The sequence below is a fragment of the Paenibacillus sp. JJ1722 genome, from assembly GCF_048282685.1.
Lineage (GTDB): Bacteria > Bacillota > Bacilli > Paenibacillales > Paenibacillaceae > Paenibacillus > Paenibacillus polymyxa_B.
This window is the reverse complement of the sequence record NZ_CP182500.1, coordinates 4,160,995-4,173,610: the sequence shown is the minus strand read 5'-3', so window position 1 is coordinate 4,173,610 and position 12,616 is coordinate 4,160,995. Positions and strand designations below refer to the sequence as shown.

14 protein-coding genes and 1 pseudogene are annotated in these 12,616 nt (G+C 44.4%); 12 read left to right on the top strand and 3 right to left on the bottom strand.

Annotated features, from left to right (window positions below; genetic code table 11):
* From fdhD to ACM1ND_RS18445, 7 genes are all read left to right on the top strand, one after another.
* Positions 1 to 813, top strand: coding sequence for a formate dehydrogenase accessory sulfurtransferase FdhD (gene fdhD / locus ACM1ND_RS18475; RefSeq protein WP_023989569.1), 813 nt, complete (start codon positions 1 to 3; stop codon positions 811 to 813).
* A gap of 133 nt (positions 814 to 946) precedes the next feature.
* Positions 947 to 1,195, top strand: coding sequence for a MoaD/ThiS family protein (locus ACM1ND_RS18470; protein ID WP_418026429.1), 249 nt, complete (start codon positions 947 to 949; stop codon positions 1,193 to 1,195).
* 55 nt (positions 1,196 to 1,250) lie between these two features.
* Entirely contained in the window at positions 1,251 to 1,982 is a 732-nt protein-coding gene (locus ACM1ND_RS18465; protein WP_075154520.1) for a molybdenum cofactor biosynthesis protein MoaE, read from the top strand.
* Between the two features lie 62 nt (positions 1,983 to 2,044).
* Positions 2,045 to 3,124, top strand: coding sequence for a thiazole biosynthesis adenylyltransferase ThiF (locus tag ACM1ND_RS18460; RefSeq protein ID WP_023989566.1), 1,080 nt, complete (start codon positions 2,045 to 2,047; stop codon positions 3,122 to 3,124).
* 103 nt (positions 3,125 to 3,227) lie between these two features.
* Positions 3,228 to 4,049, top strand: coding sequence for a molybdate ABC transporter substrate-binding protein (gene modA / locus ACM1ND_RS18455; protein WP_023989565.1), 822 nt, complete (start codon positions 3,228 to 3,230; stop codon positions 4,047 to 4,049).
* 27 nt (positions 4,050 to 4,076) lie between these two features.
* Positions 4,077 to 4,742: a molybdate ABC transporter permease subunit gene (gene modB, locus ACM1ND_RS18450; RefSeq protein ID WP_028542525.1), complete on the top strand. Its 666-nt coding sequence runs from the start codon at positions 4,077 to 4,079 to the stop codon at positions 4,740 to 4,742.
* Between the two features lie 228 nt (positions 4,743 to 4,970).
* Positions 4,971 to 6,506 carry a choice-of-anchor Q domain-containing protein gene (locus ACM1ND_RS18445; protein WP_418026428.1) on the top strand — a complete coding sequence of 512 codons (1,536 nt, stop codon included), beginning with the start codon at positions 4,971 to 4,973 and terminating at the stop codon, positions 6,504 to 6,506.
* Between the two features lie 234 nt (positions 6,507 to 6,740).
* On the opposite strand, the gene ACM1ND_RS18440 is transcribed toward ACM1ND_RS18445, so the two are convergent.
* Positions 6,741 to 8,051, bottom strand: a complete 1,311-nt coding sequence (locus tag ACM1ND_RS18440; RefSeq protein ID WP_076295485.1) for an amidohydrolase family protein — start codon at positions 8,049 to 8,051, stop codon at positions 6,741 to 6,743.
* A 156-nt stretch (positions 8,052 to 8,207) separates the two neighbouring features.
* Here ACM1ND_RS18440 and ACM1ND_RS18435 point away from each other — a divergent pair, with 156 nt between their 5' ends.
* Positions 8,208 to 8,636: a MarR family winged helix-turn-helix transcriptional regulator gene (locus tag ACM1ND_RS18435; RefSeq protein WP_023989562.1), complete on the top strand. Its 429-nt coding sequence runs from the start codon at positions 8,208 to 8,210 to the stop codon at positions 8,634 to 8,636.
* A gap of 119 nt (positions 8,637 to 8,755) precedes the next feature.
* Positions 8,756 to 9,103 carry a DUF2294 domain-containing protein gene (locus ACM1ND_RS18430; protein ID WP_013311231.1) on the top strand — a complete coding sequence of 116 codons (348 nt, stop codon included), beginning with the start codon at positions 8,756 to 8,758 and terminating at the stop codon, positions 9,101 to 9,103.
* A 104-nt stretch (positions 9,104 to 9,207) separates the two neighbouring features.
* On the opposite strand, the gene ACM1ND_RS18425 is transcribed toward ACM1ND_RS18430, so the two are convergent.
* Positions 9,208 to 9,636, bottom strand: coding sequence for a DUF4395 domain-containing protein (locus ACM1ND_RS18425; protein WP_023989561.1), 429 nt, complete (start codon positions 9,634 to 9,636; stop codon positions 9,208 to 9,210).
* Between the two features lie 247 nt (positions 9,637 to 9,883).
* Between ACM1ND_RS18425 and ACM1ND_RS18420 the strand changes: the two genes are divergently transcribed.
* The 3 genes and pseudogenes from ACM1ND_RS18420 (at position 9,884) to ACM1ND_RS18410 (ending at position 11,919) form a co-directional block, all read left to right on the top strand.
* Positions 9,884 to 10,621 carry a tRNA(His) guanylyltransferase Thg1 family protein gene (locus ACM1ND_RS18420; protein ID WP_028542522.1) on the top strand — a complete coding sequence of 246 codons (738 nt, stop codon included), beginning with the start codon at positions 9,884 to 9,886 and terminating at the stop codon, positions 10,619 to 10,621.
* 2 nt (positions 10,622 to 10,623) lie between these two features.
* Entirely contained in the window at positions 10,624 to 11,076 is a 453-nt protein-coding gene (locus tag ACM1ND_RS18415) for an AAA family ATPase (protein WP_076295481.1), read from the top strand.
* Between the two features lie 11 nt (positions 11,077 to 11,087).
* A pseudogene (locus ACM1ND_RS18410) lies at positions 11,088 to 11,919 on the top strand (siderophore biosynthesis protein).
* A gap of 58 nt (positions 11,920 to 11,977) precedes the next feature.
* Here ACM1ND_RS18410 and ACM1ND_RS18405 read toward each other — a convergent pair.
* On the bottom strand, positions 11,978 to 12,466 hold the full coding sequence (locus ACM1ND_RS18405; protein ID WP_023989558.1) for a hypothetical protein: 489 nt from the start codon (positions 12,464 to 12,466) through the stop codon (positions 11,978 to 11,980).
* Positions 12,467 to 12,616: the final 150 nt, after the last annotated feature.

The window sequence follows — 12,616 nt, the reverse complement described above, 5'->3', positions numbered from 1 at the left end:
ATGGAAAAGCCAGCTGAGGTAAAACGTGAGATTCTACGTTATCGTGACGGTCAGATCAAGCGTTTTGAAGACACTGTGGTGACGGAGCATCCGGTGACCATCAAAATCAATCAGCAGGAATTTGCTACCATGGTTTGTACACCGGAGTATGTGGAGGATATGGCGGTAGGTTTTTTGGCCTCTGAAGGCGTCATTCAACGGTACGATGATATCGAAGATATTTGGGTTCAGGAAAAAGAAGGTTTTGTTCATATTAAAACCCGTCGAATGAATGAGTTTTATCAAAACTTTCATTCCAAACGGTACATTACCTCCTGCTGCGGTAAAAGTAGACAGGGCTTTTATTTTATGAATGATGCCAAAGTGGCAAAAAGAATGAATGACACCCATGTTACGCTGTCCTTTGACGATTGCTTCCGCTTGATGAATTTAATGCAAAGCTCGGCACTTACGTTCCAACAGACCGGTGGTGTTCATAATGCAGCGTTGTGCGATAAAGACGGGATGATCCTGTCCAGAATAGATATCGGCCGACACAATGCGCTGGATAAAATCTATGGACATTGCTTAAAACATGATATTGTATTACAAGACAAAATCATAGTATTCAGCGGACGCATTTCGTCTGAAATTTTGTTGAAGGTTGCGAAGATTGGCTGTGAAGTTGTTTTGTCCAAGTCAGCTCCTACAGAGCTTGCACTTGAGTTGGCTGAGGATCTGGGGATTACGACCGTCGGCTTTATACGCAGTCGTTCTCTGAATGTGTATACGCATACTGAACGGATTGATGAACTGGTCGAATCTAAAATATAATATAAAAATCTACAATGTACACCGTCATAGTTAACCAGCATGGAATAAAACCTTTCGGGGTATTCATTCATGTTGGTTTTTCTTGGTACATATGTGGTGGACATTCACTGTACTGAAAAGGAGGGCATGTTAAATGAACTATCATATTCAAGTATTTGCCGGACTTGCGGAACAGATGGGAGGGCCTATAATTATGGTGCCTACTGAGCAAGAAACGATGACCGTTGCCGCGTTAAAAGACTTGCTATTCGAGTGTTTCCCTGAATCGGCAGCTCAGTTGCAGGGTTCTTTTGTTGCCAGAAATCAAGCCTACGCCGCTCCTGAGGACCTCGTGAGTATATATGATGAGATTGCGATTATTCCTCCGGTTTCAGGAGGGTAAATTCTATTATATAGATAGATGAATTCGATAGAATAGGTGCAAGGGGGCAGATCATATGCAATACCGTATTCAGCTATTCGCAGGTATGGCGGAGCAACTTGGTGATGTGATCACGGTAGAACTTTCACATGAAACGGTGACCATGGCAGACATTCGAAAAAGGCTGAATGAGCTGTACCCGGAAGTGACTTCACAACTGCCAGGTTCTTTTTTTACCCATCATAAAAAGCTGGCTTCGCCAGATGAACTTGTGCTTCCATCAGATGCAATTGCTCTTCATCAGTCAGCACCCGGGATGGAGACGGTCGTTTCAAAATGTGGTTTATTTGCCATTACGTACGACCCGATTGATGCCGATGAAGTAACCTCAAAGGTGCTCGACCCTTCTCATGGCGCCTCGCTGACCTTTAATGGTACGACTCGGGAATTCACGCAAGGTCAGCGAACGGTGCTGCTTGAATATGAGGCGTATGTCCCGATGGCCATGAACACGATGAAGCAGATTGGTGACGAAATTGCAGAGCGTTGGCCTTCTACACGTACTGCGATTACACATCGGCTTGGCACGGTCAGAATTGGAGAGACGAGTGTGGTGATTGCTGTCTCTGCTGCACACCGCGATACTTGCTACGAAGCCAGCCGCCATGCCATTGAACAGTTAAAGCAAATCGTACCGATTTGGAAAAAGGAAGTGTGGGAGGACGGCTCAGAATGGAAGGGGCATCAGCTGGGTGGCTGGAATCCTCAAAATACCCCAAAGCTTTCGAATAAGGACGAGGACATCTGAGCTTTTAGCTTGTCTGATCAACTTGTAGCTATCAATGGATAAGTATGGAGGGTAAACCAACGATGTCAGAAATGGACAAAATCCAGAAAATAGAAGTTGCTGCACAAGCACATGCGCATGCGTCTCATGCCCGTTATTCTAGACAGGAATTATTCTCGAAAATTGGACCGACAGGCCAGCAAAATATCCGTAGTAAGCACGTGCTGATGGTGGGGGCCGGCGCACTGGGCACTGCCAATGCTGACATGCTGGTGCGAGCGGGCATCGGACGGCTGACGTTGGTAGACCGCGATTATGTAGATTGGAGCAATTTGCAGCGCCAACAGCTCTATGACGAAGCGGATGCCCGTGATCAGATCCCCAAGGCAGTGGCCGCGCAGAAGCGATTGCAGCAAATCAATTCGGACGTGGACATTCGTGCGCTAGTCCGGGACGTCTCGCTAGATGAAATCGACGATATCGCAGCAGGGGTGGATCTCATCGTAGATGCCACCGACAATTTCGATACACGTCTGCTTATGAACGATTATGCGGTCAAGCATCGAATCCCTTGGATTTACGGGGCGTGTGTGGGCAGCTATGGGACAACCTTTACCATCGTGCCAGGGCAGACACCGTGCCTGCATTGCCTGCTCGGAACCGTACCGCTCGGCGGTGCGACCTGTGATACGGTCGGTGTGATTAGCCCGGCTGTACAGATGGTGGCGGCTTATCAAAGCGCCGAGGCATTGAAGCTGCTCACCGGGAACGAATCAGCCTTACAGGGTAAGCTGATTTCCTTCGATCTGTGGAACAATCAGCATCAGGCGATCCAAATCAGCGCCATGAAGAAAGCTGATTGTCCAACATGTGGTGAGTACCCTGTGTATCCTTTTTTACAATCGGAGCATCAGGCTAAAACGGCTGTCTTGTGCGGACGAGATACGGTTCAAATCCGCCCGGCCCCGGGTACTGTACGTGATCTGAATGAAGCGGCACGTTTGTTATCCCGTCAGGGGGGCAAGGTGGAGCATAATCCATACCTGGTATCCGTTGTTATCGGAACGCATCGAATCGTTCTTTTTCAGGATGGACGCGTCTTAATTCATGGGACGAAGGACATCGCTGAGGCGAGATCGATTTATCACAAATATTTGGGTTGACCCAATAGATTCGACCCGTTATGAGATGTACAATGCTTTCTCATTTTCGCTATCACATTTTCGTCATCTCATTTTGGAATTTATAGGATAGGGGAAGAAAAAATTGAAAAAGAAATTTGGGTACATATTCACGTTCGTTGGATTGTTGGCATGGGTTCTGGCGGGGTGCTCGTCTCCGGCTGCTGTACAGTCGGCACAGTCTGCACCCAAGACAGAACTAGTCGTATCTGCCGCTGCAAGTCTTCAAGATAGTCTGAATACGCTCAAGGACCAGTATGAGAAACAGCACCCAGATATCAAACTTACCTTTAACTACGCTTCATCTGGTACATTACAAAAACAAATTGAACAAGGCGCACCCGCTGACGTATTTATTTCGGCGGGCATGAAGCAAATGAAGGCATTAACGGATGCTTCATTGGTGGAAAAGGATAACGTGTTGCTTCAAAATAAACTGGTTGTGGTTGTTCCACAAGATAAGGCGAAAAGCACAGATAACAAAAGCATTACGCTCAATGACTTGATGGGTCCTTCTTACCTGAAAGTGGCTGTTGGGGAGCCTACTACCGTTCCCGCCGGACAGTATTCCAAAGAATCGTTAACGAAGGCTGGACTATGGGACAAGCTGGAACCTAAGATGGTATTCGCCAAGGACGTAAGACAGGTATTAAATTATGTTGAAACAGGCAACGCCGATGCAGGACTCGTCTATCTGACGGATGCCAAATCATCTGATAAAACGGTCATAGCACTGGAAGTGCCTGAGGAATTGCATGCACCCATCCTGTATCCTGAAGGCATTGTAAAAGCAACCAAACACAGCCAGGAAGCAGGCGAGTTTCTTAATTTTCTACGGACAGATGAAGCTATGAGTGTGTTCAGTAAAGATGGATTTTCAGCCCCTACAGAAATGGCGGGAAAATAGAATTCACAGATAAAGGAGGGGGTTCCGTTGGATTGGTCAGCTTTTCTTCCTCCGGTTATCGTATCTGTTAAAGTTGCTGTCGTCGCCAGCATCATCGTCTTTTTATTAGCTACTGTGGTAGCGCGGATGATGGCGAACTGCACGCCGCGGAGGGGAACCAGCGTGATCGAGACCGTCCTACTTCTTCCGCTCGTTTTGCCTCCCACTGTTGTCGGCTTTATTTTGCTCATCTTGCTGGGAAGGAAAAGCTGGATCGGCACAGCCTTCGAAAGCCTGTTCCAGCAGACGATTGTATTTACATGGGGAGCTGCAGTGGTGGCGGCCGTAGTTGTTGCTTTTCCACTGGCTTACCGTACCATTAAAGCAGGTTTTGAAGCTGTAGACCCTGAGGTAGAGCAGGCTGCACGTGCGCAAGGTGCCAACGAATGGCAAGTGTTTCGCCACATTACGATGCCCCTTGCCTACCGACCGCTCATTTCAGGATACATTCTCGGATTTGCCCGAGGGTTAGGGGAATTTGGCGCTACGCTGATGCTTGCAGGTAATATTCCTGAACAGACCCAAACCCTGCCTACAGCGATTTACACCGCGTCCGAGGTCGGAAATATGACACTCTCTTGGAGCTGGGTAGCTGTCATCATTTTATTCTCTTTTATTATGTTGATGCTTTCAAATCGACTGGTAAAGGATTAGCTCTTTTGGAGTAAGAACATGCGCAGTCTGCCGATAGGGTAGGCTGTGTTTTATTTGTCTTGAGAAAATAAAACTCTTAGACTTCTTCATTCACTCTCCAACTCTTGGCATTCGAGGTACTGGAGACTCGCGGAAGGTCGAGGCGGTACTCCGTTTGCAGGCGTAACAGATTCGGTGAATTTTTGTGGTATAATTTACAAAAAAATAAGCAAAGGGAGATGGGGAACCATGAAGAAATTCGGGCAAATGTTTCTGGTAGGTTTAGCCATGGTTTTGGGGCTTGGTCTGGCGGTAGGAAATGTGGAGCTTCCCGCCGCCTCCGCGGCCGATACAGAATATTATGTGTCCACGAGCGGCAGCGACTCTAATGCCGGAACGAACGATGCGCCGTGGAAGACGTTGCAGCACGCGGCTGACGTGGCTCCTGCGGGCAGCACGGTTTACGTCCGAGGCGGCGTGTACAAGCAGAAATTAAAGATTACCCGCTCTGGCTCCGCTTCGCAGGGTCCAATTGTGTTCACCAACTATGGGACAGAGACCGCCATTATTGATGGCAGCGGACTTTCGGTCAGCGGGAACGAAGGGCTGATCGAACTGGCCGATGTCAATTACGTTACTGTTCAGGGGTTTGAAATCCGCAATTTTACCACTGCTTCCAAGAACGTGGTGCCTGTAGGTATTTATGTCCACGGTTCGGGCGGCTTCATTAATCTGTCCAACAACAAAATCCATGACATCAAAAACACGGTCACCCCGACCGGCAAAGATCGGCTGGGCCGGGACGCTCACGGTATCGCTGTTTATGGCACGAAAGCTCCGGCTTCGATTCACGACCTTACGATCAGCGGTAATGAGCTGTACAATCTCGTGCTGGGCTCCAGCGAATCGCTCGTTTTAAACGGCAACGTGGACGGCTTTGCGGTGACCGACAACCTCATTCACGATAATGACAACATCGGGATTGATCTGATCGGCTTTGAGGGAACTGCGCCGAATACTGCTTACGATCAGGCGCGAAACGGGCTAGTGAAGGGCAACCGGGTGTACAATAATTCTGTTCAAAATAACCCATCTTACAAGAGCGATGACAACTCGGCCGGTGGTATTTATGTAGATGGGGGCAAGGACAGTATTATCGAGCAGAACTACAGCTACAACAACGACATCGGCGTCGAAATGGCCTCCGAGCATGCCGGCAAAGCCACCAACAATATTACAGTCCGCAGCAACGTGATATATAACAACCGGCTGACTGGCATTGCCATGGGGGGATACAATGAGGAGCGCGGCTCAACGGTAAATTGCAAGATCGTGAACAATACGCTATACAAGAACGATACGTTTGACGACGGAAGCGGCCAACTTTTGGTTCAGTACGATACGCGAAACAACGTGATCAAAAACAATATTTTCGTGGCTAGCTCCACAGATATGCTGATCTCCAATGGATACACCAAAAATTCCGGCAATGTTATGGATTATAACTTATACTTTGCTCCGAGCGGCAGTTCGGAAGCTAACTGGATCTGGAAAAATAAAGAGTATACGGGATTCTCCGCGTACAAATCGGGGACCGGCAACGATACGCATTCTCTGTTTGCCGATCCTAAATTCGTGAATGCCGCGAACAGCGACTTCCATTTGCAGTCTTCGTCACCGGCGATCGATGCCGGAAACACGGACCGTGCCATCATTGGAACACTGGATATTGACGGGAAGCCCAGAGTACAGGGAGCCGCGGTGAACATCGGTGCCTACGAGTAAGCCTTATATTTTATGACTAGTGCATAGCGAAACTATGTGGGGCCGCTGCTTGTACGTTTTTACAATGTTCCTTGCAATTAAAACACCTTCAAAGAGAATCCCCATGTCGTAAGATATGAGGATAAACTTTGGAGGTGTTTTTGCGTTGGCAACAAGATTAAGCTATCCTCGGAAAGTAAAAATGGAAGTCGTACAAATGAGATTAGATGGTTGTTTCTGTTCGAGAGGCTCTGATTAACATAGTTGTTGTACACCTTTGAACCATACGGACTTGATCGACAAGGTATCCGAGATGTTGGTTGTCGGATCACCGTTTACTAGTATAAGGTCAGCGAGCGCACCTTCGGTAATACAGCCGCGATCGTAAAGCCCAAAGCAACGGGCCGGTTTCGCAGTAGCCGACTGAAGCGCTTCTATGGGAGTAAATCCGGCCTCAACCAGCAATTGCATTTCATGATGAACGCTGGCTCCATGAGCAAGGCCGCCAAGATTGGGAACAGGAACGGGGGCGACATCCGTCCCGACCAGAATATCCACACCGGCACGGTGAAGATCCATCACATTTTTAAAGCTATTCTCCAAATTGCCTTGCGGGAAAGTATGGAAGCTTGAGTTCAACATATCGATCCATTCCGGACTTAATTTGGAATAAACACGTGGATCATTCGCCAATTCTGATGCCGGATTCCCCAGAATGGATGAGTTCAATACTAAGCACGGTATAACAAATGCACCTGAATCCGCTATGGATTTCACCAACTCGGATGTGCATTCGGGCCTGTCGAGAAATAAGTGACCCAATCCGTCGACTCCCATATCGATGGCGGTTTGCGAAGAATGAGCCGTCAAGACGTGGGCTATGACAATTTTATCGAATTTATGGGCTTCTGCCACGGCTGCTTTTAAAATCTCGTCGCTTAAAATAGGTAGTCCAGGGGCACCCAAGACCGTCCCTTCTTCAATCATGATTTTAATATAGTCGGCGCCACTCTCCACCTGGGTATGCACATGTTTGATCGCTTCTTCCACTGTCGTCACTTGGGGCACCTCTTCGTGATCGTGAGCGTAGGCGGCTAGCATAGCTTCCCGGTCTTCCTTGGGTAACTTCTCCAATTCCTTTAATACGAACTCCGGAATTTCATCCTCATCCTGCAATAATTCATCCGGATGACCACCTGGAGCAGTGATCGCTGTGCCGGCAGAACGGACTTCGGCGACGTCATACACGTTTTTCAACTGGATCTTGCGCCCTCTTTCTGTAAAACTGCCGTTCATTTCGAGTTCTGTCGTGACGCCGAATTTTAAAGCATCTCGTAACCCACCGATTGAAGTGTGGACATGCGCATCAATCAGGCCGGGCAATAATGTCGCATTTTCCCCATCGATGATCGTTGCATGTGTCGGAAGGTCTCCGCCTACCGAAATAATGGTTTCCCCATGGATGACAACATTTCTGGGCTCAATAACTTTTTCACCATCGAAAATACGTACATTCGTAATCGCTGTAACTTTTTCTACCGTAGAGCTTTGAGTTACATTCTTCATGTCGTTCCTCCTTAGTGTTCAATCTTAAACACTTAGAATTCTAACTATTAGTTTTATAACTGTCAATAAACTAATTTTTATTTGACAAACAGTTTAGAGATTTATATAGTTTATTTACTGACAATTAGACTTCTAATAATTTGAGGAGATATGATTATGAAAACCCAAAAGGATACGGTTTATCTGGATTTGTTTCAGATTATTGGTCTTAAGTTAAAGAAAAGAGCGGACGAGAGCATAAAAGAGTTGGGATTAAATGCTCAACAAGGAAAAATGATTAAATATATCTACGAGAATCAAGAAAATGATTTAATTCAGAAGGATCTTGCCGATCGGTTTCATCTGCGCGGAGCCAGCATTACAAGCATACTTCAAGGTCTTGAGCAAAAAGGATTCATCGAGCGCAAAATCCCGGCCAATAATGAACGGCAAAAAAATATTTATGTTTTACCAAAAGCCATTGAATTGATTGAAGCTTTTAGTGACTCTTTCCAAAAGGTGGAGGACGAAATTGTTCAAGCCCTGACCGAAGAGGAGAAGCGAATTTTAGAGGAAATGTTAATCAAAATTAATGAACGCTTATAATTGCAGATAAAATCATGTTCCAAAAATCACTTTCGCTAGTCTCTGTTTTATATGATAGGAATCGGTTATGATGGAAATAGTAATAGGGATTTTAGTAGATTTTAGGAGAGCGGTGCGATATGAGAAGGGAAACGGGTTTTAACGAAATTATTCGAAAAGTACGTAAAGAGCTGTTTGGGAAAGGCCCGGAACGCATACATACGACCTTTGTAGATAATATGGCTATCACGATGCTGTATGGAAATTTAACCCCATCTGAAAAGTTTCTTGCACAAGAAGAATCCGGGAAAGAGATGGTGCATGCAGCCCGAACCAAAATGGTTCAAAAAATATATCCCACACACTTCAATAAAGAACTGGAGGATTACATGGATTCCCGGCTGCTGCACCTCTTTTCAGATATTAAAGTGGAGGAAGATATAGCCATCTCCGTTTTTGTATTTGAAGATAATATTACTGCAAAATAAAAAGAAGGCGGAACCGACATAGCATCCATATTGTCGGAGAGTTCGGCTGCACCTTCGATTTAATTAACGATGTCCTAATGGAATGAAAAGAGAGCTGTTTCTGTTTACACGTTTTTTCTTCTTCGATATTGATATTGGGACCATTGGTAGAGAACAAAACATCCTATGCAAAAACCAAGGATAGCCACCAAGGCCGCCACCAGGACCATGGCCGAGAATACATAAGCGACAATACTCCACTGGAGCATAAATCCTACCCAAGCGACCAACAGAAAAAAGACGGCAAGAAGCTGATTAAACCTTTGCTGCTCTCGGTCCTCCTGCACATACGAGGAGGGGCTTTTCTTCAAGAAAAGCTTGGCTATCCGCATTACTGGATTGAAGTTAAAAAGGACGCCGAGCAACCCCGCGATAAGAGGAATAACTAGCACCCCATATCCCCCTGTAATCCAAGTAAAAACTACAGATAAAACAATTACCCATTGATTAGCCCTGACTAACGGACGCGGAATGGAAGATGGATTTTGGCTCATATATATCATCCTTTTCATATCGGAATAAAGTAAAAACTGAAATTATTATAGCCTAACATTTGGAGAATAGATACCAAGAAAAAATGAAAGACTCTGCAAGTCCATCTGCTAAGTTTTTTTGTCTTTCTTAATTCCTAGCGATGTATCAGCCAATTTGTTACAATTCTTATATATGTCAATTGGGGAAGATAGACATTGTTTTACTCTATGCGCAAATCACGGATCATGAAAGGAACCTACATAGTTTATGAAAAGAAATGATTTTGGAAATAGGATGAAGGAATATGAAAATGCCTATAGATTAAGCCTACCACGCCGTTTACCCGTAATCATCAGAATTGATGGTGCGCATTTTCATACCTTTACACGTGGGATGACGAAACCTTTTGATGAGAAACTAATTTTTGCATTATGGGAGACGTGTAAATATTTGGCCTATAACATTATGGGATGTAAACTGGTGTATCATCAGAGCGATGAAATTTCATTGCTTCTTACGAATTATGACAAATTAACGACGCAATCCTGGTTTGAAAATAATCTTCAAAAGATGGTGTCCATATCTGCTTCTCTGGCTACAGCCAAATTTAATGAGGAAATCCAAAAGGTTTACCCAGGTCAGCCTTTAGCTACTTTTGATGCGAGAGCATGGGTCTTGCCCCAGGATGAGGTTACAAACTACTTTCTATGGAGACAACAAGATGCTACTAAAAATAGCATTTCTATGGTAGCTCAAGCCCATTTCAGGCATTCAGAATTAGAAGGGTTGAACGGAAATCAGCTCCAAGACAAGCTTTTTGTGGAAAAAGGGATAAACTGGAACGAACTTCCGGTCTGGCAAAAGCGGGGAATTTGCATTACCAAACAACAGTACAACAAAGGCGAAGCCGTCAGAAGCAAGTGGGATGTTGATCATGAGACACCGATTTTTTCACAGAATAGAGATTATATTAACCAATATGTATACTTGGACAAGGATGTGTAGATTTGGAGTGTGTCATTTTTATAGGAATTCAGGCTTCGGGCAAGTCGACATTTTATAAAGAACATTTCTTCAAAACACATATGCGAATAAACCTTGATATGCTTAAAACACGGAATAGGGAAAATATTTATCTACATGCCTCCATCGAAACAATGCAGCGCTTTGTTGTAGACAATACAAATGCCACTGTTATAGAACGGAAGAAATATATAGATGCTTGTATAAATAAGGGATTTAAAATTATTGGCTACTATTTTGAGCCCGATTTTGCAGAATCTATTAAGCGTAATGAGCAGCGCACAGGCAAAGAGTATATTCCTGAAATCGGTATTAAAAGTGTAATGAGTAAACTAGAGATCCCAAGCTACGAAGAAGGATTTGATGAACTCTATAGTGTGATTTCCATTGAAGGAACGTTTCAGATCAGAAGGCTGCCGGAAAACCATACAATATAGGGGGAGCATCCATGAACATACCAGAGAGATTTATCAAACGGTTTCCAGCATATGAGGACGTATTTATTGGTAATCTTGAACATCACCGCAAGCACTTTCTACCGATTTGCTCGATTAATCTTCAGTTTTTATTCCCGGAGCAGGACGAGTGGCTGCATTTTGTTTCCGTAAAAGAAATACACGAAGGCTGTGTGGGTGAAAATACTCAGCAATTTCATACCTCATATACCAAGGAAGATATGCTGGGTTTCGATGTAATTGACAGCAAATACAAATTCGAAGCAGACTGGAATTATTTTAGTCTTCATCATAAAGAGCAATTGGAAGCTACCTATGAAACGCTGAAACTACCGGGGATAAAGCGTACCTACGTATGAAGAGAGAAGTCATGGCGTTGGACGGACTGGAACAGGTGTACATGGCTAATGAACAAGACTACCAAGCTCGCAAAGCATTTTTCCTGGAAAACAATAAACTTTATCCATATTCCTCCTTTGGGGAGGCCAAAAAGTCTGTGGGAGAGCTCTCACCCGTGATTTTGAGGAAAAGCAATCCAGTGGTTGGGGACTGAGTTTCCCTGAAGTCAACGGAATTTTGGATGATATCGCTTTTCAGTCTGACAAGGCTCAAAGTTATATCAAGGAATATGACGAATCTCTGGAAGAGATGCTCCAGTTCGAGCAAACCAATCTGCTTCATGTGCCTAAACGTCCCAATGGTGAGACTTTTACCTATATCGGTTCTTTCACCGGATATTATTTCCAAGCGTTTGGGGCGGATACCGTCTATTTATTTTACGACCAAGAATTAAGTAAAGCGGTAATTTGCTTCGAATATTCATAAGTGAGAATTTTGCAAAATCCTGAAGTATAAAAAAAACTCCCATAAAGGGAGTTTTTATTTATTTCTTATTCATCTCCACATCATGCTCTTTAGCAAGTGTGTTGACTTGTTCACCAAAATCTCTGAATAGCTTTCTACCTTCGCTGAGCTTGGTGTTACTTTCATTGACTAAGTTCAGATCCTGTTTATCCAACGCATCGAGCATCTTAATGAAGGCTTCCTTTTGAGTACTAGCGGCCTTGATGTAGGTTTCGTGGACGGCTCTTACCTCAGGAGTTTCCGTCTTTACAGCTTCTAACTTATCAACAAATTTGGTGTATTCCGGGATGATATCGTCTTTTAAAGCATTATATAGTGTAACATCATCTGTAAAGTTATCTCCAGTCACAGCTTCATACTTATCAGTAACTGCTTTTTCATCTTGTGCCAAAGGAAGCATTCCATCATTTACATACGTGATTAAATCTTTTTTTATCGGATCGGTAGAGCAGGCTGCCAAAATGGAGAAGCAACATAATACTAACATAAACACGCTAAGTTTTTTCATCTGTATTCCCCTTTTTTATGTATGTTATGGGTAATTCGATTTATTTAATAGTCTTAAAGAACTATCCATATTATTTGATTATATCGTATAAATAAGAGAATGGTAGGATTTTTATGGTAAAATAGTGTCAAAATTAAGTTGATTAACCTA